Source organism: Actinomycetes bacterium, from assembly GCA_035489715.1.
GTDB lineage: Bacteria > Actinomycetota > Actinomycetes > JACCUZ01 > JACCUZ01 > DATHAP01.
Genome location: DATHAP010000111.1, coordinates 1 through 22,674 on the forward strand (window position 1 = coordinate 1; position 22,674 = coordinate 22,674).

At 73.1% G+C, this 22,674-nt stretch carries 20 protein-coding genes; 13 read left to right on the forward strand and 7 right to left on the reverse strand.

What is annotated here, in order from left to right; translation table 11 throughout:
* From VK640_08720 to VK640_08760, 9 genes are all read left to right on the forward strand, one after another.
* A partial coding sequence (locus tag VK640_08720; GenBank protein ID HTE73267.1) for a transketolase occupies positions 1 to 1,734 on the forward strand: 1,734 nt, incomplete at its 5' end.
* 9 nt (positions 1,735 to 1,743) lie between these two features.
* A complete protein-coding gene (tal, locus tag VK640_08725) occupies positions 1,744 to 2,949 on the forward strand; it encodes a transaldolase (protein ID HTE73268.1) in 1,206 nt (401 codons plus the stop codon).
* Positions 2,946 to 4,565, forward strand: coding sequence for a glucose-6-phosphate isomerase (locus VK640_08730; GenBank protein ID HTE73269.1), 1,620 nt, complete (start codon positions 2,946 to 2,948; stop codon positions 4,563 to 4,565). Before tal ends, VK640_08730 begins: the two co-directional genes overlap by 4 nt.
* Positions 4,562 to 6,133, forward strand: a complete 1,572-nt coding sequence (gene zwf / locus VK640_08735) for a glucose-6-phosphate dehydrogenase (protein HTE73270.1) — start codon at positions 4,562 to 4,564, stop codon at positions 6,131 to 6,133. The genes VK640_08730 and zwf overlap by 4 nt, the downstream gene beginning before the upstream one ends.
* Positions 6,130 to 7,236, forward strand: coding sequence for a glucose-6-phosphate dehydrogenase assembly protein OpcA (locus tag VK640_08740; GenBank protein ID HTE73271.1), 1,107 nt, complete (start codon positions 6,130 to 6,132; stop codon positions 7,234 to 7,236). Before zwf ends, VK640_08740 begins: the two co-directional genes overlap by 4 nt.
* A complete protein-coding gene (gene pgl, locus VK640_08745; protein ID HTE73272.1) occupies positions 7,233 to 8,012 on the forward strand; it encodes a 6-phosphogluconolactonase in 780 nt (259 codons plus the stop codon). Before VK640_08740 ends, pgl begins: the two co-directional genes overlap by 4 nt.
* 113 nt (positions 8,013 to 8,125) lie before the next feature.
* A complete protein-coding gene (locus tag VK640_08750) occupies positions 8,126 to 8,971 on the forward strand; it encodes a phosphatase PAP2 family protein (protein HTE73273.1) in 846 nt (281 codons plus the stop codon).
* A complete protein-coding gene (locus tag VK640_08755; GenBank protein ID HTE73274.1) occupies positions 8,968 to 10,098 on the forward strand; it encodes an AI-2E family transporter in 1,131 nt (376 codons plus the stop codon). Before VK640_08750 ends, VK640_08755 begins: the two co-directional genes overlap by 4 nt.
* 67 nt (positions 10,099 to 10,165) lie before the next feature.
* Positions 10,166 to 12,160 carry a beta-propeller domain-containing protein gene (locus VK640_08760; GenBank protein HTE73275.1) on the forward strand — a complete coding sequence of 665 codons (1,995 nt, stop codon included), beginning with the start codon at positions 10,166 to 10,168 and terminating at the stop codon, positions 12,158 to 12,160.
* Between the two features lie 40 nt (positions 12,161 to 12,200).
* Here VK640_08760 and VK640_08765 read toward each other — a convergent pair whose 3' ends face one another.
* On the reverse strand, positions 12,201 to 12,620 hold the full coding sequence (locus tag VK640_08765; protein ID HTE73276.1) for a VOC family protein: 420 nt from the start codon (positions 12,618 to 12,620) through the stop codon (positions 12,201 to 12,203).
* A 106-nt stretch (positions 12,621 to 12,726) separates the two neighbouring features.
* Positions 12,727 to 13,410 carry a hypothetical protein gene (locus VK640_08770; protein ID HTE73277.1) on the reverse strand — a complete coding sequence of 228 codons (684 nt, stop codon included), beginning with the start codon at positions 13,408 to 13,410 and terminating at the stop codon, positions 12,727 to 12,729.
* 142 nt (positions 13,411 to 13,552) lie between these two features.
* Here VK640_08770 and VK640_08775 point away from each other — a divergent pair, with 142 nt between their 5' ends.
* The 3 genes from VK640_08775 to VK640_08785 are packed head-to-tail and all read left to right on the forward strand — an operon-like array spanning position 13,553 to position 15,194.
* Positions 13,553 to 14,068 (forward strand): sigma-70 family RNA polymerase sigma factor, encoded by a 516-nt coding sequence (locus VK640_08775; protein ID HTE73278.1) that lies wholly within the window; start codon positions 13,553 to 13,555, stop codon positions 14,066 to 14,068.
* Entirely contained in the window at positions 14,065 to 14,886 is an 822-nt protein-coding gene (locus VK640_08780) for a zf-HC2 domain-containing protein (protein ID HTE73279.1), read from the forward strand. The genes VK640_08775 and VK640_08780 overlap by 4 nt, the downstream gene beginning before the upstream one ends.
* 56 nt (positions 14,887 to 14,942) lie before the next feature.
* Positions 14,943 to 15,194 (forward strand): hypothetical protein, encoded by a 252-nt coding sequence (locus tag VK640_08785; protein ID HTE73280.1) that lies wholly within the window; start codon positions 14,943 to 14,945, stop codon positions 15,192 to 15,194.
* A 21-nt stretch (positions 15,195 to 15,215) separates the two neighbouring features.
* Here VK640_08785 and VK640_08790 read toward each other — a convergent pair whose 3' ends face one another.
* From VK640_08790 to VK640_08805, 4 genes are read right to left on the reverse strand one after another with little or no spacing between them, the layout of a single operon-like run.
* Positions 15,216 to 17,078 (reverse strand): hydantoinase B/oxoprolinase family protein, encoded by a 1,863-nt coding sequence (locus VK640_08790; GenBank protein ID HTE73281.1) that lies wholly within the window; start codon positions 17,076 to 17,078, stop codon positions 15,216 to 15,218.
* Positions 17,075 to 19,165 carry a hydantoinase/oxoprolinase family protein gene (locus tag VK640_08795; protein ID HTE73282.1) on the reverse strand — a complete coding sequence of 697 codons (2,091 nt, stop codon included), beginning with the start codon at positions 19,163 to 19,165 and terminating at the stop codon, positions 17,075 to 17,077. The genes VK640_08790 and VK640_08795 overlap by 4 nt, the downstream gene beginning before the upstream one ends.
* Positions 19,166 to 19,183: 18 nt before the next feature.
* Positions 19,184 to 20,107 carry a carbon-nitrogen hydrolase family protein gene (locus VK640_08800; protein ID HTE73283.1) on the reverse strand — a complete coding sequence of 308 codons (924 nt, stop codon included), beginning with the start codon at positions 20,105 to 20,107 and terminating at the stop codon, positions 19,184 to 19,186.
* Positions 20,108 to 20,135: 28 nt separating this feature from the next.
* The gene (locus VK640_08805) at positions 20,136 to 21,239 is read right to left on the reverse strand and encodes an alpha/beta fold hydrolase (protein HTE73284.1); all 1,104 of its coding nucleotides are present in this window, start codon (positions 21,237 to 21,239) and stop codon (positions 20,136 to 20,138) included.
* A gap of 37 nt (positions 21,240 to 21,276) precedes the next feature.
* Here VK640_08805 and trmB point away from each other — a divergent pair, with 37 nt between their 5' ends.
* Entirely contained in the window at positions 21,277 to 21,993 is a 717-nt protein-coding gene (trmB, locus tag VK640_08810) for a tRNA (guanosine(46)-N7)-methyltransferase TrmB (protein HTE73285.1), read from the forward strand.
* Between the two features lie 35 nt (positions 21,994 to 22,028).
* Here the strand turns inward: trmB and VK640_08815 are convergent.
* On the reverse strand, positions 22,029 to 22,674 hold a 646-nt coding region (locus VK640_08815; GenBank protein ID HTE73286.1), incomplete at its 5' end, for a carbon monoxide dehydrogenase subunit G.

Genomic DNA, 22,674 nt, shown 5'->3' on the forward strand with positions numbered 1-22,674 from the left:
ATCGGCAACGCGGTCGGCATGGCGATGGCCGCCCGCCGGGAGCGCGGTCTCCTCGACCCGGACGCGGCGCCCGGCGAGAGCCCCTTCGACCACCGGGTGTGGTGCATCGCCTCGGACGGCGACATCGAGGAGGGCATCAGCAGCGAGGCCTCCTCACTCGCCGGCACCCAGCGGCTCGGCAACCTGACGCTGGTCTACGACCAGAACCACATCTCCATCGAGGACGACACCTCGATCGCGCTCTCCGAGGACACTGTGGCCCGCTACGCGGCCTACGGCTGGCACGTGCAGCGCGTCGACTGGCGCTCCGAGGACGGCAGCTACGAGGAGAGCGTCGCCGCCCTCGCCCGCGCCTTCGACGCCGCCGAGGCCGAGACCGAGCGGCCGTCCTTCATCGTGCTGCGCACGGTCATCGCCTGGCCGGCGCCGAACGCCCAGAACACCGGCAAGTCGCACGGCAGCGCACTCGGTGCCGACGAGGTGGCCGCGACCAAGAAGCTCCTCGGGTTCGACCCGTCGAAGACCTTCGACGTCGACCCCGACGTGCTGGCGCACGCCCGCGAGGTCATCGGCCGCGGCCGCGCGGCGCACACCGAGTGGCAGCAGTCCTTCGACTCCTGGGCCGCCGACAACGCCGAGGGCAGGGCGCTCTTCGACCGGTTGGTGTCCCGGCGCCTGCCGGACGGCTGGACCGACGCCCTGCCGGAGTTCCCGGCCGATGCCAAGGGCATGGCGACCCGCAAGGCGTCCGGTGCGGTGCTGTCCGCGATCGCACCGGTCCTGCCCGAGCTGTGGGGCGGCTCGGCCGACCTCGCCGAGTCCAACAACACGACCCCAGAGGGCGAGCCGTCGTTCCTCCCCGAGGACCGGCAGTCCAAGGCCTTCCCCGGCGGACCCTACGGCCGCGTGCTGCACTTCGGGATCCGTGAGCACGCCATGGGGTCGGTGATGAACGGCATCGCGCTGCACGGCGGCACCCGGGTCTACGGCGGCACCTTCCTCGTGTTCAGCGACTACATGCGGCCCGCGGTGCGGCTCGCCGCGCTGATGCAGCTGCCGGTGACCTACGTCTGGACCCACGACTCGATCGGGCTCGGCGAGGACGGCCCGACGCACCAGCCGATCGAGCACCTGGCCGCCCTGCGCGCGATCCCCGGGCTCGACGTGGTGCGGCCCGCCGACGCCAACGAGACGGTCGTCGCGTGGCGGACGATCCTCGAGCACACCGACCGGCCGGCCGGGCTCGCCCTGAGCCGGCAGGACCTGCCGACATTCGACCGGTCCGTCATGGGCTCCGCCGAGGGCACCGCACGCGGCGGCTACGTGCTCGCCGACGCGGCGGGCGGTCAGCCCGAGGTGGTCATCGTGGCCACCGGCTCGGAGGTGCAGCTCGCCGTCGCGGCCCGCGAGGCGCTCGAGGAGGAGGGCCACCCGACCCGCGTCGTGTCGATGCCGTGCGTCGAGTGGTTCCACGCGCAGGACCGCGCCTACCAGCAGCAGGTGCTCCCACCAGGGGTCAAGGCGCGAGTCAGCGTCGAGGCCGCGGTCGCGCAGGGCTGGCGCGAGATCGTCGGCGACAGCGGCGAGATGGTCAGCATCGAGCACTTCGGAAGCAGCGCGACGCACACCGTGTTGTTCGAGCAGTTCGGCTTCACCCGGGACCGGGTCGTCGCCGCCGCGCACGCGACCCTCGAGAAGGTCGGCTCCATCACTGGCAGCACGACCGGCAACTGAGAGGACACCATGACTGATTCACTTCGTGGGCAGACTGATTCACTTCGTGGGCAGACTGATTCACCTCGTGGGCAGACCGATTCCCTGCGACAGCTCTCCGAGGCCGGCGTCGCCATCTGGCTCGACGACATGAGCCGGAGGCGGCTGGCCACCGACGACTTGGCCGACCTGATCCGTGACAAGCACGTCGTCGGGGTGACGACCAACCCGACCATCTTCCAGAAGGCCATCACCGAGAGCGACCTCTACGACCGCCAGCTGCGCGACCTCGCCGTCCGGGGGGTCGACGTCGAGGAAGCCGTGCGGATGGTGACGACCTTCGACGTGCGTTGGGCCTGCGACGTCCTGCGCCCCGTCTACGAGGCCAGCGGCGGCTCCGACGGACGGGTGTCGATCGAGGTCGACCCGCGCCTCGCGCACGAGACCGAGCGGACCATCGCCGAAGCCCGCCAGCTCTGGTGGCTCGTCGACCGGCCGAACCTCTTCATCAAGATCCCGGCGACCAAGCCCAGTCTCCCGGCGATCGCTCAGTGCCTGGCGGAGGGCATCAGCATCAACGTGACCCTGATCTTCGGTCTCGAGCGCTACTCCGAGGTCATGGACGCCTTCCTGCAGGGCGTGGAGCGTGCCAGGGTGGCCGGGCACGACCTGACCAACCTGGCGTCCGTCGCGTCGTTCTTCGTCAGCCGGGTCGACACCGAGGTCGACAAGCGGCTGGAGAAGATCGGGTCGGCGAACGTAGGCGACCTGCGCGGCAAGGCGGCGATCGCCAATGCCCAGCTCGCCTTCGAGCGCTACGAGCAGGTCTTCTCGGGTGAGCGCTGGCAGGCACTGGCGGCCGCCGGGGCGAAGCCGCAGCGGCCGCTGTGGGCCTCCACCGGAGTCAAGGACCCGTCCTACGACGACACGCAGTACGTCGTCGAGCTGATCGCCTCGGGCATCGTCAACACGATGCCGGAGGCGACGCTGGACGCCGTCGCCGACCACGGCGTGGTCCGCGGCGACACCATCCGGCCGGCCTACGCCGGCGCCCACCAGGTCATGGCGGACCTGGCCTCGGCGGGCATCGACATGGACGACGTCGTCGAGGTGCTCGAGATCGAGGCGGTCGAGAAGTTCGAGACGTCCTGGACCGACCTCCTCGATTCGACCAAGTCCGAGCTCGAGCGCCTGGCGAAGGAAGCGGACGCCGGGGCGACCGGGGCCGGCGAGTGAGCGTCTCCGTCCAGGCCGCCGGGGGGTCCGCCGACAGCGGCGGCGCCGATCTTGCCGGGGTCGCCGCCCGGCTGGCGGCCAAGGACGCGACCCTCTGGGGGGTCGCCGCCCAGTCCGAGGCCGCCCAGCGGCTCGGCTGGCTCGACCTGCCGCGGTCGTCGGAGGCGCTGCTCCCTCAGCTGCGCGACCTGCGCGAGCGGGTCCGGGTCGACGGTCTCGACAACGTGGTGCTCGCCGGCATGGGCGGGTCGTCTCTGGCGCCCGAGGTCATCACCCGCACGGCGGGCGCCGACCTGACGATCCTCGACAGCACCGACCCCCACCAGGTCGCCCGCGTGCTCGGCGACCGGATCGAGCGCACCGTCGTGGTCGTCGCCTCCAAGAGCGGCGGCACCATCGAGACCGACAGCCACCGGCGGGCGTTCGAGCAGGCCTTCCGGTCGGCCGGGCTCACCGACGCCGAGGTGGCCCGGCGGATCGTCGTCGTGACCGACCCCGGGTCGCCCCTGGAGAAGCAGGCACGGGACGCCGGCTACGAGGTGGTCCTCGCCGACCCGTCGGTCGGCGGTCGCTACAGCGCGCTCTCCGCCTTCGGGCTGACCCCGTCGTTCCTGGCCGGCGCCGACGTCGAGCGGCTGCTGGCCGACGCCCGGGTGCTCGCCGGGCAGCTCGGCGACGACGGCAACCCCGGCGTCGTGCTCGGCCGCGCGATGGGCGAGCTGGCCATCGCCGGCCGGGACAAGCTGGTGATCGCCGACAGCGACACCGGCGGCAACCGCATCGTCGGCTTCGGCGACTGGGCCGAGCAGCTCGTGGCCGAGTCGACCGGCAAGCAGGGCAAGGGCATCCTGCCGATCGTCGTCGAGGGCACCGGCGCCGCCGGCTTCCGCGACGCCGGCGACGACGCCCACCTGGTCGTGCTCGGCCCGGGCCGACCGGGCTACGACGCCACGTCGGTCAGCGGCTCGCTGGGCGCCCAGTTCCTGCTCTGGGAGTTCGCCACCGCGGTCGCCGGGGTGGTGCTCGGCATCAACCCGTTCGACCAGCCCAACGTCGCCGAGTCGCAGGAGAACACCCAGAAGCTGCTCGACGAGGCCGGCGACGGGCCGCTGCCCGAAGGTGACCCGGGGCTGGTCGACGGCGCCGTCGAGGTGCACGGCGACCTGACCGCCCTGGGTGGGCCGGCCGACCTTGCAGGCCTCCTGCGCGGTCTGCTCGGCACCGTCCCCGAGCGGGGCTACCTCGCCGTGATGGCCTACCTCGACCGCGAGGGCGACGACGACGCCTTCGGACTCCGTGAGCGGCTGGCCGCTGCGGCCGGCGGGCGTCAGGTCACGTTCGGGTGGGCGCCGCGGTTCCTGCACTCCACCGGCCAGTTCCACAAGGGCGGGCCGCAGGTGGGCGTGTTCCTCCAGGTGACCGGCGCGGTGGAGCGCGACGTCGAGGTCCCGGGCCGGCCGTTCTCGTTCGGCCGGCTCGAGATGGCGCAGGCGCTGGGCGACCAGCGGGCCCTGGCCGGCCGGTCGCGCCCCGTCGTCCGTCTGCACCTGACCGACCGGGCCGCCGGCGTGCGGCAGCTCCTCGACGCCGCGGCGTCCTTGGAGGCCGCCGGATGACGGCGAGCTACCCGCCGCTCCGCGACCTGCCGGAGCACGAGACGGGCGACCGGCCCAACCCGCTGCGCGACGTGCGGGACCGCCGGCTGCCGCGCGTGCCCGGACCGTGCGCGCTGGTCGTCTTCGGGGTCACCGGCGACCTCGCCCGCAAGAAGCTGATCCCCGCGGTCTACGACCTGGCGAACCGCGGTCTGCTGCCGCCGGGGTTCGCGCTGCTCGGCTTCGCCCGGCGTGACTGGGGCGACGGCGACTTCGAGGCACTCGCTCGCGAGGCGGCCGAGAAGGGCTCGCGGACCGGCTTCCGCGAGGATGTCTGGCAGCGGCTGTCCGACAGCATCCGCTTCATCCCCGGGTCCTTCGACGACGACAACGCCTTCGACACCTTGGCCTCGACGCTGGTCGAGATGGAGGAGTCGCACGGCATCCAGGGCAACGCCGCGTTCTACCTGTCCATCCCGCCGGCGATGTTCCCGGTGGTGCTCAAGCAGATGCAGCGCACCCGGATGGCCGACAACACCGAGCGCGGCGGCTGGCGGCGGGTCGTTGTCGAGAAGCCGTTCGGGCACGACCTGGCCAGTGGACGCGCGCTCAACGAGCTCGTCGACGAGGTGTTCACGCCCCAGGACGTCTTCCGCATCGACCACTACCTGGGCAAGGAGACGGTACAGAACCTGCTGGCCCTGCGCTTCGCCAACACGCTGTTCGAGCCGGTGTGGAACGGCAACTACGTGGACTCGGTGCAGATCACCATGGCCGAGGACGTCGGCATCGGGACCCGGGCCGGCTTCTACGACAGCGCGGGAGCGGCGCGGGACGTCCTGCAGAACCACGTCCTGCAGCTGATGGCGCTGACCGCGATGGAGGAGCCGGCCACCTTCGACGCCGAGGCGATCCGCACCGAGAAGGTCAAGGTGCTCGGCGCGATCTCGCTGCCGGGGACGATGGAGCACTACGCCGTCCGCGGGCAGTACGACCAGGGCTGGCTCGGCGGGATGCGCGTGCCCTCGTACCTCGACGAGGAGAACGTCCCCAAGGAATCGACGACGGAGACCTATGCCGCCGTGCGGCTCGGGGTCGAGACCCGCCGGTGGGCGGGTGTCCCGTTCTACCTCCGCACCGGCAAGCGCCTTCCGCGCCGGGTCACCGAGATCGCCGTGGTGTTCAAGAAGGCGCCGCACCTGCCCTTCGCCGCCACCGACACCGAGGAGCTCGGCAACAACCAGCTGGTGGTCCGCGTCCAGCCCGACGAGGGCATCACGATGCGCTTCGGCTCCAAGGTGCCCGGCTCGTCGATGGAGGTGCGCGACGTCTCGATGGACTTCCTCTACGGCGAGGCGTTCACCGAGTCGTCCCCGGAGGCGTACGAGCGCCTGCTGCTGGACGTGCTGATCGGTGACGCGACCCTCTTCCCGCGCAACGAGGAGGTCGAGCTGTCCTGGGGGGTCATCGACCCGCTCGAGGACTTCTGGGCCGGCACCAAGCCCGAGCTCTACCGGGCCGGCGAGTGGGGCCCGAAGTGCTCCGACGACATGCTGGCGCGCGACGGCCGGGTCTGGAGGCGACCATGACGACCATCCTGTGGGACACCAACGGCACCGAGATCGTCAAGACACTCGCCGCCGAGCGCCGGACGGCCGGCGCGCTCGCCTCCGGTCTCGCGCTCACCCTGGTCGTCATCGCCGACGAGAAGCACGTCGACGAGGCCCGGGAGGCCGCCACTCAGGCCGCCGCCGCCCACCCGTGCCGCCTGCTGGTGGTCGTGCGCCGCAAGGTCGACGCCGACGACCGGCTCGACGCCGAGGTCCAGGTCGGCGGCCAGATGGGCGCCAACGAGTCGGTGGTCATGCGGATGTACGGCCGGCTGACCCTGCACGCCGAGTCGGTGGTCCTGCCGCTGCTCGCCTCGGACGCACCTGTGGTGACCTGGTGGCACGGGGACACCCCCGAGAAGCTCGCCTACGACGCCCTGGCCGTGCAGGCTTCGCGCCGGGTGACCGACGTCTCGACGGCGGAGGACCCGCTGGCCGCCCTCCGGCAGCGGGCGAAGGACTACGCCCCCGGCGACACCGACCTGGCCTGGACCCGGTGCACACCGTGGCGGGCGCTGCTCGCCTCCGGGCTGGACGACGTGGCTGCCGTGCCGACGTCCGCCGAGGTGATGGCCGAGCCGAAGAACGCGAGCGCCGCGCTGCTCGCCGGCTGGCTGACCGCCCGGCTCGGCGTGAAGGTCAAGCAGGTTCCCTCGAGGGGCCCGGGGATCACCGGCGCCGAGGTGCGCTTCGGCCGCAACGACGTCCTCCGCATCGACCGGCCGGACGGCTACCTGGCGACGCTGTCGCGCACCGGGATGTCCGACCGGCAGCTGCCGCTGAAGCGCCGGTCGCTGGGCGACCTGCTCGCGGAGGAGCTGCGCCGGCTGGACGCCGACCAGCCCTACGCCGACGCCCTGTCCGCCGTGACCGGCGACAAGGGGCTGGACGGGCGCCCGGCCAAGCGGGAGCACGTGTGGCGCGACCCGATGCGTCCGGCTGCGCGACGTACCGCCGGCAAGTCGGCCACCAAGAGCACGGCGAAGAAGCGGACCACCACGACCACGGCGAAGAAGACGACGGCGAAGAAACCGGCGAAGACTACCGCGTCCAGGTCGAGCGGCCGGGGCCGCCGCTCATGAGCACCCCCACCGTGCTGGTCCACCGCGACCCGCAGGAGCTGGCCGCGGCGGTCGCCGCCCGGCTGCTGACCCGGCTGGTCGACGTCCAGTCCGCGCGCGGTGCTGCGTCGCTGGTGCTCACCGGCGGGTCGATCGCGCGCGGTGTCCTCGAGGCCGTCCGAGACTCGCCCGCCCGCGGCGCCGTGGACTGGCGCCGCCTCGACCTGTGGTGGGGCGACGAGCGCTTCCTGCCGTCGGGCGACCCCGAGCGCAACGAGACCGACGCCCGCGCGGCGCTGCTCGACGCGGTGCCCCTCGACCCGGCGCGGGTGCACCCCATGCCGCCCTCCGACGGCCCGGACGGCGACGACCCGGAGGCAGCCGCGGCCCGCTACGCCGCGGAGCTCGCAGCGGCAGCGCGGCCAGAGGACCACGCCGACGCACCGGCGTTCGACGTCTGCCTGCTGGGTGTCGGACCCGACGGGCACATCGCCTCGCTCTTCCCGGGCATGCCGGCGCTCTACGACGACCGCACCGTGGTGGCGGTGCGTGGGGCGCCGAAGCCGCCGCCGACCCGCATCTCGCTGACCCTGCCGGTCATCCAGGGGTCGCGCGAGGTGTGGGCGGTCGTCGCCGGCGAGGACAAGGCCGCGGCGGTCACCATGGCGCTCTCGGGAGCCGGCGAGACCCAGCTGCCGGCGGCCGGTGCCGGCGGCCGCGACCGCACCCTGTGGCTGCTCGACCGCGGGGCTGCCGGCACGCTGCCGGCGCGACTCGGCCGCATCGCCTCTCCCTGACCGGGCTGGCTGCCGGCGCCGGCACAGCCCCGGGACGAACGGCCTCCGGCAGGGCGACGACCTGCACTTGCCCCGGCCCGAGGGTGGTCGCACCCTGGGTGCGGGAGGCGCCCATGCCAACCGCCGCACACGTGGCGTCCGGGGGCCGGTCGACGACGGCCGGGCAGACACCGGTCAGCCGACCCACACCGGTCTCGCCGCGGCGGCACGACTGGCGTGCGGTGCCCCGCGAGCTCGCAGTGGTCGGCGGAGGGGCCGTCCTCTACTTCGGCGTGCGTGGACTCACCGAGGGCGACGTGGCTGCGGCGAACCGTCACGCGCGTCAGCTGGTCGAGCTCGAGCAGGCACTGGGGATCCACGCCGAGGAGGCGGTCCAGGAGCCGGTCGCGCGATCGGACACCCTCACCGCGGTGATGAACTGGATCTACATCTGGGGCCACTGGCCGGTGATCATCGCCACGCTGCTGTGGCTCGTGCTCTCCCACCCGACCGTGTACGCCCGCACACGCGACGCCATGCTCCTCTCGGGCGCCGTAGGGATGGTGATCTTCGCCCTGTGGCCGGTCGCACCACCGCGGCTCGCCGACCTCGGCCTGGTCGACACCGTCACCGAGTACTCGCGCTCCTACCGCGTCCTGCAACCGCCTGCGTTCACCAACCAGTACGCCGCCATGCCCAGCCTCCACGTCGGGTGGGACCTGCTCATCGGGCTGGCGATCGTCGTCGCGGCCAGCCGGCTGTGGGTGCGGGTCATCGGCGGCCTGCTGCCGATGCTCATGGGGTGGGCCGTGGTCGCCACCGCGAACCACTTCGTGCTCGACGCCGCCGTCGGCGTGCTCCTCGTCCTGGTCAGCCTCCGGCTGGTCACCCGTCGGCCGAGCGTGACCAGCCGGCTGCGACGACGGGCGACCGGTGCCGGTGCGTCCCATCCCCGGCCCACGCCCGGGGCACCGACGTGAGTCGGCACCGGGCCGAGCCTCCGGCGGACAGCCGCGCCGAGTTCGCCTGGCGGGTCCGCGAGACGGCGGTGGTGGCCGTCCTGGCCGTTCTGGTCCTGCTCACGCTGCTCTGGGCGCTGGAGCAGCTGCGCGGACTGCTCGTCCTCGTGGTCTTCAGCCTCTTCCTCGGCTTCGCGCTGGAACCGGCGGTCGACCGTCTGGCCCGCCGCGGCTGGTCGCGGGGTCAGGCGACCATGGCCATCTACCTCGTCCTCCTCGTTGTCGGGGCGGCCTTCGCGGCGATCATGGGGACGCTGGTGGCGCGCCAGGTCGCCGACCTCGTGGATGCGCTTCCCGCCTACAGCCACCAGGTCGCCGACTACCTCGAGACCGAGCTCGGCGTCGACATCAGCAGTCAGGACGTGGCGCGGACCGCGGGCCGGACCAGCGACCTGGTGGGCTCCCTCGTCGGCGGGGCGTTCGGTCTCGGGGCGACCGTACTCGGCGTCCTCTTCCAGGTCCTCACCGTCGCGACGCTGACCTTCTTCTTCGCCAAGGACGGGCCGCTGCTCCGCAGGTCGGTCTGCTCCCTGCTGCCGGCCCCACGGCAGGAGGAGGTGCTGCGGGCGTGGGAGATCGCCATCGACCGCACCGCCGGGTACGTCTACTACCGCAGCGCACTGGCCGTGATCTCGGCCGTGGTCCATGCCATCGCTCTCACGGTGCTCGACGTGCCGTTCGCCGTGACCCTCGCCATCTGGGTCGGTCTCGTCTCCCAGTTCATCCCCACCATCGGGACCTATCTGGCCGGGACACTTCCCGTCGCCGTGGCGCTCGGCGAGTCCCCGCGTACGGCCCTGCTCACTCTGGCGTTCATCGTGGTCTACCAGCAGGTGGAGAACTACATCCTGTCGCCGCCGCTGAGCGCCCACACCATGCGCGTGCACCCGGCGCTGGGCCTCGTGGCCGCGATCGCCGGCGTTGCCCTGGTCGGGCCCATCGGAGCACTGCTCGCACTGCCCGTCGTGGCCACCGCCCAGTCGGTGGTGTCGGCCTATCTCACCCGCCACGAGGTGGTGTCCAACGAGCTGGTCGACGAGATCGACGACAGCGGCGATGACGGCCGCATCGAGGGCGGTGCCGCATGAGCCGGTGTGGAACCGGCCACTGATCGGGCGCGTCTCACCGCTGACCCTGACCGGCGGGAGGCTCGACATGGACCGACGCAGGACGCTCGTGGCAAGCGCGCTGGCGGCCGTCGCCGTGCTGGGCCTGGGCGGTGTCCAGCTGCTGCCCTCGACCGCTCCGGAGGCACGTGCCGCGGGGCTGGTCGCCTACGGCAGCTGCGCCGAGATGCTCACCCACTACCGGACCGAGCTCGCCGCCACGGTCACCGCCTGGGGTGTCGGCGGCGGCGGCTGGCCGGTCGCGGCGGCCCGCGACTCCGCCGCGACGGCCGACTCCGAGGGCGCCTCCGGCGACGCTGTCGGCAGCGGACCCACGGGCACCAACTTGCAGGAGCAGGGCATCGACGAGCCGGACCTCGTCAAGCTCGCCGACGGTCGCCTCGTCGTCCTCACCGGCGACCGGCTACGCGTGCTGAGCGCCGCCCCGGAGCCGGTCGTGCTGGGGTCGGTGCAGGTGGGCGACGGGCGGTCGTACGGCGGTGAGCTGCTCCTCGACGGTGACCGCGCGCTGGTCGTCGTGCCGTCGTACCGCGACGACGCGGTCGAGCCGACCGTCACGGTCGACGGGACCGGCGACGTCGACACGCGCCTGTTCCGGCCGGGGACCCCGACGACCCGTCTGGTGCTGGTCGACCTGACGGACCAGCCGCCGCGGGTGCTCGAGCAGGCGGTCCTGGACGGGCAGTACGTCAGCGCCCGGCTGGTCGGCGGGACCGTGCGCCTGGTCACGACCTCGCGGCCGAGCCTGCCCATGACCTACCCGATGCGCCCTGGCGACGCGCGCGAGTCCCGGGCACTGGCCGTCAACCGGGCGATCGTCGCCGACCTCGCGCTGGACGACGTGCTCCCCCAGGTCGAGCGCCGCGGCGCCGACGGCCGGGTGCTCGAGAGCGGCCCGGCCGTGAGCTGCCAGGAGACGTCCCACGCCCGCAGCGCGGCCGGTGCGGCCACCCTGCTGATCAGCACGCTGCGCCCCGGCGACGACCTCGCGGCGACCGACCGCACCGCCGTCACCACGGACGGGGACCTGGTCTATGCCGCTGCGGACCGCCTCTACGTCGCCACCAGCCGCTGGGGCACCACGGCGGTCGGCGGGCCGGCGGTCGGCGGGCCGGCGGTCGACTTTGCCGTCCCCGGGGGCCGCCGCGGCACCGCCGACGCCGCCGGCAGCGCCGTCGCCGACGAGGTGAGCACCGAGCTGCACGCGTTCGACACGACGGGGTCCACCAGCACCGGCTACGTCGGCACCGGGACGGTGCCCGGCTACGTCATGGGCCGCTGGGCGCTCTCCCGCCACGAGGGTGACCTGCGGGTCGCCACGACCCGGCAGCCGCCATGGGAGGGCGACCGGGCCCGCGACACGTCGTCGATCGTTGTCCGCCTCGCCGAGGACGACGGGCGGCTGGTGGAGACCGGCCGGCTCGAGGGGCTGGGCCGCACCGAGCAGATCCGGGCGGTGCGCTACTTCGGCGACATCGCCGCCGTCGTGACCTTCCGTCAGACCGACCCGCTCTACCTGCTCGACCTCTCGGGCCGGCCCCGGGTGCTCGGCGAGCTGAAGGTCCCCGGGTTCTCCACCTACCTGCACCCGGTCGGGGACGACCTGCTGCTCGGCCTGGGAGAGGACGCGGACGCCGACGGCCGGATCACCGGCATGCAGCTCTCTCTCTTCGACGTCTCGGACCTCTCGGCGCCACGGCGGGTCGACCGGCTGCACCTCGGCCCGGGCTGGTCACCCGCCCTGGACGACAGCCGCGCCTTCACGTTCGACCCCGGCCGGCGCCAGGCGACGTTCGCCTTTGCGTCCTACGGCGACCCCTCGGGCAGGTACCGGGACGAGGCCCTCGCCGTCACGGTCGACGGCGACCGGCTGCGGCTGGCCGGCCGGATGGACCTCGCGCCGGGCAGCTGGTCGACCCGGGTGCTGACCGACGGCGACCTCGTCTTCGCCGTCGGCGAGGCCGGGGTGGTGGCCGGTGACGCAGCGACGATGGCGCCGACCGGGTCGGTCCCTCTCGGGTGACCCGGCCGGCGCCCCGTCGTGGCGCACCCGACGTCCTCGCTCAGCCCGCCGCCGCGAAGATCTCGAGGGCGAGACCGTCGGGGTCCTTGAAGGCCAGGCCGGACCCGTAGTGCGCGTCGACGACCTCACCGGTCACGATCCCGAGCCCGGTGAGCCGGTCCCGCCACGCGTCGAGAGTGGCCCGGTCGGGCGACAGGAACGCGACGTGGTCGAGCCCCGGCCGCCGCGGGTCGAACTCGTCGGCGCCTTCATCCCCGGGGAAGAGGTGCAGACCGAGCAAGGTCCCCCCGACCGCGAAGACCACGTGGTGGAAGGGTCCGGTGTCCTCGTCGAGCACCGGGCCGGAGCCGACCAACCGCTCGTACCACGGGACGCTCACGGACAGGTCGCGCACGGTGAGCGCCACGTGCGTGAGAGGCCCGAGGGTGGGCGGCGGGAGGTCGGTGGCGCTCTCGGTCATGCTTTCGGACATCGTTCCGGTCATCCGCGAGTCGGTGGTCGACATTTCTCTCCTTGTGCGTGGTGGTGTGTGGCGGTGCGGGATCTGTGTCGTACGTGCGGTCGGGTCAGGCCGGGGCGCCGTTGACGTGGAACGGGACCCGCACGACGTGCGAGGCGAGGCCGAGCGCCTGCACGTCCCGGCGGTCGATGCGACCGTCGCCATTGGTGTCCTGGACCACGTCGGGGGCGTCGTCGTAGACGCCGTCGTGGTCGAGGTCGTCGACGACGGCCACCGTCAGGACCGAGTCCACGCCGCTGCCGGCGACGGGGGCTCCGACCAGCCAGGTGTCCGAGAGCTCGGTCCCCTCGTCCGACCGGTCGGTGACGCCGGTCAGGTTGAAGAGACCGGCCAGGTTGGTGCCGGGTCCCGAGAAGCCCGGCAGGGCCGACGAGGTGGTGCTCGCCAGGACGACCAGACCGGGGAGCCGGTCGTCGTGGCCGGTGCCGAACGCACCGGGAGCCGGCGGGATGTTGTTGTGGCCTCCCGGGCCGGTGAGCTGCACACCGGTGAAGCCGGTGGCGGCGAGGTCCGTGGTCGCGAAGTCGATCGCCAGGTCGATGAACCAGCCGCTGCCGGAGATGCCGGCGTTGCTGCCCGGTCTCGGGGCCAGCACCTGGACGTCGACGGATTCCTCGCGGCCGCCCTGGTCGGCGGCAGCGCCCGGTGAGCTGAGGAAGAGCCCGCCGGCGGCGGTCGCGGTGGCGACGGCGGCGGCAGCGGCGCGGGTCGTGGTGGTCAGCCGGGTCATGGGTCCTCCAAGGGTCGTGGTGTCGGCGGCTACCACGGCGTCGCCCGGATAGTGGTTCACGGTGACCGGCGGCTGAGACGAACCACCGTGCTGGCCCTGCGATGAACCGGGTGGTCTGCTGTTCCGTGTAGGGAGCGTGGCGATGACCGCATCCGATCGTGACGAGCAGCTGCTGCGCGCCCTCTACGACCGCTACGCCGCGTCGCTGTGGTGGTTCGTCCTGCGTCTCACCGGCGGTGACCGGGCCCGTTCCCAGGACGTCGTGCAGGAGACGATGCTGAGGGCATGGCGCAAGCCGTCGGTCCTAGACGAGCAGCAGGGATCGGCCCGCGCCTGGCTGTTCACCGTGGCCCGGAGGATCGTCGTGGACGAGTGGCGCAGCGCCCGGTCGCGACACGAGCTGAGCGTGGACGAGCCGCCCGAACAGACCCAGGTCGACCAGGTGGACTCGATGCTCGACACATGGATCGTCGCCGAAGCCCTCGACCGGCTCACGCCGGAGCACCGGGAGGTCATCGTGGAGTGTTACTACCGGGGCCGCTCCACGTCCGAGGCCGCCGAGGCGCTGCGGATCCCGGTCGGCACCGTCAAGTCCCGCACCCACTACGCCTTGCGGGCACTCCGGCTCACCATGCAGGAGATGGGGGTGACGTCATGACCGGCAGCACCAGCGGCGGCGGGGGCTTCGAGAGCGCGGACCCGTTCCTCGAGGACGACGCCGCCTACGTCATGGGTGCGCTCACCCCGGACGAGCGCCGGGCCTTCGAGGAGCACCTGGTGGACTGCGAGCGGTGCACCGCGTCGGTGGCCGAGCTCTCCGGCATGACCGTCCTGCTGGACAGGGTGCCTCTCGACCGGGTCCTGCAGCCCGAGGTTGACCGGGAGCCGCTGCCCGACCTCCTGCTGGGCCGGGTGGTCGGGGCCGCGCGCAAGGAGCGGCGTCGGCGCTCGTTGCGGCTGGTCGCGTCCGGTGCCGTGGCTGCTGCCGCGGTGGCCGTGGCCATCGCCGTCGTGCCGCAGGGCGGGCCCGGCGGGCCGGCCGGGACGACGGTCGCGATGACCGAGGTACGCCCGGCTGCCGTCACCGGGACGCTCGAGCTCACGCCCGTCGACTGGGGGACCAAGGTGTCACTGGTCTGCCGGTGGGTCGACTCCTCCACCTGGACCGACCCGGCCGAGCGCAAGACCTACCGGCTGGTCGCGGTCCCGCGGGACGGCCGGGAGCCGCAGACGCTGGCGCGGTGGTCAGTGCTGCCGGGCGAGGACGCGACGGTTGTCGGCAGCACCGACCTGACACCCGACCAGATCGCGACCATCGAGCTGCGTGCGGTGGCCGACGACGCGGTGCTGCTCGAGGCGGATCAGTCGCGGATCACGGCCTCGAGCCGGACGTTCCGCCTCGGCGACCGCGAACGGACGAGGTCGACGTCGATGGCGACGAGCTGGACCGGTGCGGTCGTCCTACGGACACCTTGACGGCTTCAGATTCCGGTGCTTGCGTGAGGAACCACCGGTACAGATCGGAGCAGATGATGAGAAAGCTGCTGAGCTCGGTCTCGATCGGCGCCCTGCTCCTTGCCGGCGGTCTGGCCGCGGCCCCGTCGGCCACCGCCCACGTGCACGGCATCACGCCGCTCGACTGCACTCCCGCCGACGCGAATGCCGGCGCGAACCGGGCGTTCCAGGTCTCCCCGGTGCTGACCGGCCTGATCCCCCGCGACGTCGGGCAGTCCCCGCTGGAGCCCGGGGACGGCGGCGACGACGCGGCCGTCTGCGACCTGTAGACCGGCCGGGCCCGGCCCCGGTCACAGCAGGTCGACCTCGGCGTGGCGCGCACCGCCGGAGAGCCGGGCGTAGCCGGGCCCCCGGTCGAAGAAGGGCTCGTCACCGGCACGTCGCGCCCGTCGCTCGGCCCGCACCTCCTGGGTCGCCGGTGCGTCGACGAACGCTTCGACGTCGTCGTACGCCACCACCACGCCGTAGTCGTCGAGCGCACCGCTGGTCGAGACCTTGCCCCACAGCACGTCTCGCAGCACCTGCTCGGCCGGCCGGTCCAGGGGGTCGCCCCAGCCGCCGCCACCGGTCGTCCGGATCCGGATCAGCTGACCGGCGCGCACCGGCTCGGCGTCGGCCAGCGCGTCGACGTCGCGCTCCTCGGCGCCGCCCGGGTCGATCGTGACCTGGAACGGCTGACCGGCCCGGCCGCCCTTGACCCCCCAGCAGGCCAGGATCGAGCGGTCGGCGATCGACATGAAGTGCGCGTCGCGCAGCATCCTGATGTGCTTCTCGTAGCCGAGGCCGCCCCGGAACCGGCCGGGGCCGCCGGAGTCGACCGCCAGCCCGAGCCGCTCCACCAGGAACGGGAAGCGCGACTCGGTGAACTCCGTGGGCAGGTTCCGTGAGTCGGGCACCACGTGGATGGTGTCCTCACCGTCGGCGTAGTAGCGCCCGCCCGACCCGCCGCCGAGCACCTCGCGCATCAGGTAGGGGCCACCGTCGCGGTCCAGCCCGTAGACCCCGGTGTAGCGGATGGTCTCCTGGTCGGCGGGCATCCGGCCGTCGACCGCCTTGGCGACCACACCCGCGAGGACGCCGAGCAGCCGCAGGATCACGAAGGTGCGGGCGTTGGTCGGTGCCGGGAAGACCGGGGTCAGCAGCGTGCCCGGCGGCGGGAAGCGCATCTCGACCAGGGGCACGATGCCCTCGTTGACGTCCAGCTCGGCCATCCGCTCCGGGGTATCGGCCAGGTTGCGCAGGATCGGCGCCAGCCACTTCTTGAGGAAGTTGCCGTCGGCGTAGTCGCCGCAGTGGTTGATCGGCCCCTTGGCCTGCGGCGAGGTACCCGTGAAGTCGAGCACGAGCGGCACATCACGGGACGAGTCCATCGTGAGCGTGATGCGCTGCGCGTGCAGCCGCGGCTCGTCGACGCCGTCGTGCTCCGCGTAGTCCTCCCAGACGTAGGTCCCGTCCGGGATCTTCGAGAGCACCTCCCGCCGGTAGGTCTGCGTCGTGTTGTCGATGATGGCGTCGAAGCAGGCCTCGACGGTCTCCCGGCCGTACCGTGCGAACAGCTCGCCCAGCCTGCGGGACCCCATGAGACACGCTGAGCACTCGGCGTCGAGGTCGGCCGCTAGCGAGTCGGGCATCCGGGAGTTGCGGGTCATGATGCGCAGCGCCGCGTCGTTGCGCACGCCCTGGGCCCACAGCCGGATCGGCGGGACCATCAGCCCTTCCTCGAAGACGGAGGTCGCCGTGGAGGGCATCGACCCGGGCACGGCTCCGCCGATGTCGTCGTGGTGGCCGAACGCCTGGACGAAGGCCACCACCTCCGGCCCCCCGTCGCTCTCGACGAAGACCGGCACCGTGACGCACAGGTCGGGCAGGTGCCCGATGCCGCCCTCGGACAGGTAGACGTCGTTGTGGAAGAACACGTCCCCCGGCCGCATCGTGTCGAGCGGGAAGTCCCGCGCGACCGGGTGGACCAGCGCGGAGTAGGACCGGCCGGTGAGCTTGCGCAGGTGGCGGTCGTGGATGCCGGCCCGGAAGTCGTGAGCGTCGCGGATCATCGGCGACCGAGCGGTCCGGCCGATCGCGGTCTCGACCTCGAGCTCGATCGCAGCCAGCGACCCCTGCACGATCTCGAGGAGGACGGGGTCCACGCCGCTCATCCCTGCCTCCGCACCAGCAGGTTGCCGAACCGGTCGACGGCGGCCCGGAACCCGGGGTGCACCGGCACCGTGGAGCCGAACTCCTCGACCACGGCCGGCCCGTCGACCACGTCGTCGGGCGCCAGGTCCGGTCGCCAGTAGACGGGCGTCTGCGCCCAGCCGGACTCGTCGTCGAAGAACACCGGCCGCTCCCCCGTCAGGGCCCGCTCGGGGCCGCCCTCGCGACGCGCGATCTCCCGCGGCCGGGGCCGGTCGATGGGACCGATGCCCGAGACCCGCAGGTTGACCCACTCGACCGGCTGGCGCGGGTCGTCGCGGAACGCGTAGCCGTAGAGCTGCTCGTGGGCGTCGTGGAACGCCTTGGCCACCTGGTCGGCCCACGCTGAGTCCACCGGACCCTCCGGCGCGGGCACCCGCACCTCGAAGGCCTGGCCGGCGTAGCGCAGGTCGGCGCTGCGCCGGTGCACCTGCCGGTCCCGGCCGAAGCCCTCGCGGTCCAGACTGGCGGCCGCCTGCTCCTGCAGGTCGGCGTAGTGGTCCGCCAGGGCCACCGGGTCGAGGTCGGCGTGCCGGCTCACCGCCGTGCGCACGTAGTCGTTGCGCACGTCGACGGTCAGCAGGCCGTACGCCGACACGTTGCCCGGGTCGCGTGGGACCAGCACGCCGGCCAGCCCGAGCACGTCTGCCAGCCGGCACAGCAGCAGCGACCCCGAGCCGCCGAAGGTGGCCATCGTGAAGTCGCGCACGTCCAGCCCGCGCTTCACCGTCACCTGGCGCAGGGCGTTGGCCTGGTTCCAGGCCGAGATCTCGAGGATGCCGGTGGCGGTGCGCTCGAGGTCCAGGCCCAGCCGCTGCGCCAGGTCGCGAAGCCCGGCGCGGGCCGCCTCGACGTCGAGCGGGATCTCGCCGCCGAGCAGGTGCGGGGGGATCCGGCCGAGGACGACATGCGCGTCGGTCACGGTCGGCTCGGTGCCGCCGCGGCCGTAGCAGAGCGGGCCCGGGTCGGCGCCCGCCGAGCGGGGACCGACCTTGAGCGAGCCCTCGGGCGACACCCAGGCGACCGAGCCGCCCCCAGCGCCGACGGTGACGATGTCGATCATCGGGATCTTGCTGGGGTAGCTGCCGATCGTGCCCTCGGTGGTGAGCGTCGGCTGGCCGTCCACGACGACCGACACGTCGGTGGAGGTCCCGCCGCCGTCACAGGTCAGCACCCGGTCGAAGCCGGCGTCGGCCGCCAACAGCGCGGCGCCGAGGGCACCGGCCGCGGGCCCGGACAGCACCGTGGTGATCGGCTGGTGGACGACCTCGTCGGCGGAGAGCACCCCGCCGTTGGACTTCATGACGTACCACGGCGCCCCACCGGCCTCGGTGCGGCACACGTCGTGCAGCCGGCCGGTGATGCTGGCGACGTACGACGACATCCGGGGCTTGACCGCGGCGTCCACCAGAGTGGTGACCGCGCGCTCGTACTCGCGGTACTCCCGCAGCACGTCGCTGGACAGCGACACCACCGCCTCCGGGTGCTCGCGTCGCAGCACCTCGCGCATCCGGTGCTCGTGCGCCGGGTCGGCGTAGGAGTGCAGGAAGCAGACGCCGATCGTGTCGATGCCATGGTCGCGGAACCAGCGCGCCACCTCGACGGCGCCGGTCTCGTCGAAGGGGCGGACCTCGTCACCGCAGAAGTCCAGCCGGCCGCCGACGGTGCGCACCCGGTCGGCGGGGACGATGCGGGGCGGCTTGACCCAGAAGTAGGAGTTGCCGTAGCCGTCCGGCACGCTCTGCCGGGCGATCTCGAGGATGAACTCGTAGCCCTCGGTGGTGACCAGCCCGAGGTCTCCGACCTTGCCCTCGAGCAGCTGGTTGGTCGCCACCGTGGTGCCGTGGCTGACCGACTCGACGTCGGACCCCTTGGCGCCGAGCAGGTCGAGCACCTTGTGCACGGCGTCCATGAAGCCGTCGGCCGGGTCGGCCGGAGTCGACGGCGTCTTGGTGGTGACCACCTCGCCGCTGCCGGTGTCAAGCGCGACGACGTCGGTGAAGGTGCCACCCGTGTCGATCCCGATCCGCAGCCGACGGGTGGGGGTCATGGCGGCCATTCAACCGTGCTAGTCGACCGGCTCCCCGTGGGGCTCCGCATGGGGGAACGACGTGGCCGCCGGCCGCACCAGGTCGTCGGCGTAGCGCGCGATCAGGTCCAGGTTGCGGTCGGCGAGGTGGTCGAACACCTGCGGAACGCTCGAGCCCGGGGTCAGCGACGCCATCGCTGTCGCCGGGTCGAGCCGGGCGCTCACCCAGCACTCGTGGCTCGCGGCGCGTGCCACGACCTCGGCCACGGGCGTCACCACCATCGAGTTGCCGAAGTACAGGACACCGCCCGGATCGACGCCGGTCGCGTTGGCACCCACCAGGTAGACGTGGTTGTCGTAGGCACGAGCCCGGTTGGTGAGCTCCCAGATGTCGGCTGAGCGCAGCAGGGCCGACGGCCGCACGATCACCTGGGCACCGCGCAGCGCGGTGATGCGCGACAGCTCCGGGTAGTCGCCGTCGAAGCAGATGATCTGCCCGATCCGGCCCAGGTCGGTCTCGACGACGCTGACCTCGTCGCCCGGTGTCACCCAGCCGCCGCGGGAGCGCATCTCGGTGCAGAACGGGTGCGTCTTGCGGTAGGTGCCGAGCACCGCGCCGTCCCGGCCGAGCAGCACCGAGGCGTTGTGCACGACGCCGCGCTCGGTGCCACGCTCGTAGGTCCCGACGACGACGTGGGCGCCCAGCCGGCGGGCGGTCTCCTGCAGCGGCTCGACGACCGGCCCGGGCACCTCGCTGACCAGGTCCCACAGCTCCTCCGGCCCGACCCCGGGCGTGAAGCCGGTCGTCACCGACTCCGGCAGGACGACGAGCTCGGCGCCGGTGGCCTCGACGCAGCGGGTGACCCAGTCGGCCGCCTTCGCGACATTGCCCTTCACCGACTCGGCCGTCAGCGGGCCGGGCAGCGGGGCGAGCTGGACGGCGGCAACGGTGAACGCCTTCATCCCGTCACTGTGCCACGTCGACCGGCGCTCAGGCCGCCATCGCACGGTCGAGGAAGCGCACGGTGCGGCGCATCGACAGCGGCCACTGCGGGCCGAACGCGTGCTCCTCGCCCTCGTAGACGAGCAGCCGGGCATCCGCGCCGGCCTCCTGCAGAGCGGCGTACGACGCGCGGGTCCAGCGGATCGGGCAGGAGTCGTCGGAGGTCCCGTGGTGGATCAGCACCGGCTCGGTGACCCGGTCGAAGTAGGGCCGCGGGCTGACCTCGCGCCAGAACCGCGGGTTCCCCTGCGGCGTGCCGTGGCGGCGGGTGATCTGCCCTGCGAGCCCGGACCGGTCGTCGCGGATCCAGCGGTTGAAGTTGTCGGCGGTCCGCGAGCTGACCGGTGCGAACACGACGGCCGCCTTGACCAGGCCCGGACGGGTGACCAGTGCGTTGTAGGTGACTCCCCCGCCCATCGACCGGCCGAGCAGCCCCACCCGGTCGCCGTCGAGCCGGGCGATGCCCGACCGCTTGACGGCCAGGACGGCGTTGATGGTGTCGGCGGTGTAGCCGAGACGGAGCCGGCGCTCGGCGGTCGGGTCGTCGTCGGAGCCCGCGTGGTTGCGGTAGTCGATGTGCAGCACGGCGTAGCCCGCGCGGGCCAGGTAGTCCTGCTCGCGCATCAGCCCCTGGCCGGTCACGTAGTAGGCCGGGTCGATGTAGCCGTGCAGCAGCACGAGCACCGGGAACGGTCCCTTGCCGCTCGGGATGTTCATCACGCCGGAGATGCGCAGCCCGTCGCTGCGGTAGGTCGCCGCCTGCCGCACGTAGTCGCCGGTCCGGGTCAGCACCCGGCCGAGCCGCAGGCCCCGGCCGTCGTAGTCGCGCTCGATCAGGCCGGGGATCGACACCTGGCTCGCCGCCGGCGGCACCGCCGCGGTCGCCGGGGCGCTGCCGCTCTCCCGGGCACTGCTGCTCTCGGGAGACGGGCTCGCCGTCGACGGCGCCGTCGAGGAGACAGCGGACGAGCCGGTGCCGCCGGCACGGTCCGACCCGCCGCCTCCGCCGTCCGATCCGGTGCAGCCGGTGAGGACGAGGACCAGCGCGCAGACCGCGGCCGGGCACCGGCGGGTGAGCGTCCCCGAGGGCATGCCCGTCATCGTGCCTCCCGCCTGGGAGGATCGCCAGGTGAGCAGCGACCCGGCGGCGGCAACGCACCCACCGGGCGTGCGGACGTTCAAGCGCCGCTCGGGCCGGGTGACGCCGGGCCAGACCGACGCGCGGCAACGGCTCTGGCCGCAGCTCGGGCTGGGGGTCGACGGTCGTCGGCTCGACCTGCCCGCGCTGTTCGGACGGGTCGCCCCGCTGGTCGTCGAGGTCGGGTTCGGCATGGGCGAGGCGACCGCCGAGATGGCAGCCGCGCAGCCCGACCACGACGTGCTCGCCGTCGACGTGCACACCCCCGGCCAGGGCAACCTGCTGCGGCTGGTCGAGCGCCGGCGCCTGACCAACGTGCGGGTCGCCGACGGCGACGCCCGGGTCCTGCTGGCCGAGATGCTCCCTGCCGCCTCGGTCGCCGTGGTCCGGGTCTTCTTCCCCGACCCCTGGCCCAAGACCCGCCACGCCAAGCGGCGGCTGGTGACCCCCGCCTTCGCCGCGCTGGTGGCCGACCGGCTGGTCGACGGGGGCACCGTGCACCTGGCGACCGACATGGCGGCGTACGCCCTGGAGGCCCGGGACGTCCTGGCGACCACTCCCGGGCTGGCCCTCGGCGAGCCGCCCTGGCGCGCCACGACCCGGTTCGAGCGCCGCGGCGGGCGCCAGGGCCGACCGGCGCACGACGTCGCGGCCCGTCGCACCGACCGCACGGCACCCGAGCCCCCGACTGTCGGGGGATCCGCCTGATCATCAGGCGGAATCCCCGACGGTCCGCGCAAGGGTCAGAGCTGGCGGCGGCGGGCGACCAGGCCGCCCACCAGCACCCCGGCCAGTGCGACCAGGGCGCCGAACACCGCGCCGTGTACGAAGTCGTCACCACCCAGGCCGGTCCTGGCCGGCGCCGGGGGCGCGGTGAAGACCCCGGGCGCGGGCGCCGCAGCGACCGGCCCGGCCGCCTCCTCGCGCGGCGCGGGAACGCTCGGCGCGCGCCCGGTGAGCACGTCGTCGACGGCGGCGAAGAACTCGCCGGCCGTCTTCTTGGCCACCCCGCTGAGCACCCGCTGCCCGACCCCGCCGATCATCCCGCCGACGATGGCGTCGGCGTCGTAGTCCAGGCGGGTGACCGCCCCGCCACCGTCTGAGGTCTCGGCCAGGGTCACCTTGACGTCGGCGCTGACCGTCCCCGGCGCGCCGGCGCCGGACGCCCGGAGGGTGAAGGCACCGGGCTGCTCCTGGTCGGTGAGCGCGACGTCGCCCTGGTAGGTGCCCTTGATCGAGGCGACGCCTGCCGTGAGGGTCATCCGGTAGGAGTCCGGCCCGACCTCCTCGAGCTGCTGGCAGCCCGGGATGGTGCGCACGAGGACAGCCGGGTCGTTCAGCGCGTCCCAGACCTTCTCGCGCGGAGCGTGCAGCGTCGCCGAGCCAGTC

Bases quoted from the DNA above. Each gene is read 5' to 3' on its own strand.
- tal (HTE73268.1), top strand. From the start codon at position 1,744: ATGACTGATTCACTTCGTGGGCAGACTGATTCACTTCGTGGGCAGACT.
- zwf (HTE73270.1), top strand. From the start codon at position 4,562: ATGACGGCGAGCTACCCGCCGCTCCGCGACCTGCCGGAGCACGAGACG.
- VK640_08740 (HTE73271.1), top strand. From the start codon at position 6,130: ATGACGACCATCCTGTGGGACACCAACGGCACCGAGATCGTCAAGACA.
- pgl (HTE73272.1), top strand. From the start codon at position 7,233: ATGAGCACCCCCACCGTGCTGGTCCACCGCGACCCGCAGGAGCTGGCC.
- VK640_08750 (HTE73273.1), top strand. From the start codon at position 8,126: ATGCCAACCGCCGCACACGTGGCGTCCGGGGGCCGGTCGACGACGGCC.
- VK640_08760 (HTE73275.1), top strand. From the start codon at position 10,166: ATGGACCGACGCAGGACGCTCGTGGCAAGCGCGCTGGCGGCCGTCGCC.
- VK640_08765 (HTE73276.1), bottom strand. From the start codon at position 12,620: ATGACCGAGAGCGCCACCGACCTCCCGCCGCCCACCCTCGGGCCTCTC.
- VK640_08770 (HTE73277.1), bottom strand. From the start codon at position 13,410: ATGACCCGGCTGACCACCACGACCCGCGCCGCTGCCGCCGCCGTCGCC.
- VK640_08775 (HTE73278.1), top strand. From the start codon at position 13,553: ATGACCGCATCCGATCGTGACGAGCAGCTGCTGCGCGCCCTCTACGAC.
- VK640_08780 (HTE73279.1), top strand. From the start codon at position 14,065: ATGACCGGCAGCACCAGCGGCGGCGGGGGCTTCGAGAGCGCGGACCCG.
- VK640_08785 (HTE73280.1), top strand. From the start codon at position 14,943: ATGAGAAAGCTGCTGAGCTCGGTCTCGATCGGCGCCCTGCTCCTTGCC.
- VK640_08790 (HTE73281.1), bottom strand. From the start codon at position 17,078: ATGAGCGGCGTGGACCCCGTCCTCCTCGAGATCGTGCAGGGGTCGCTG.
- VK640_08795 (HTE73282.1), bottom strand. From the start codon at position 19,165: ATGACCCCCACCCGTCGGCTGCGGATCGGGATCGACACGGGTGGCACC.
- VK640_08800 (HTE73283.1), bottom strand. From the start codon at position 20,107: ATGAAGGCGTTCACCGTTGCCGCCGTCCAGCTCGCCCCGCTGCCCGGC.
- VK640_08805 (HTE73284.1), bottom strand. From the start codon at position 21,239: ATGCCCTCGGGGACGCTCACCCGCCGGTGCCCGGCCGCGGTCTGCGCG.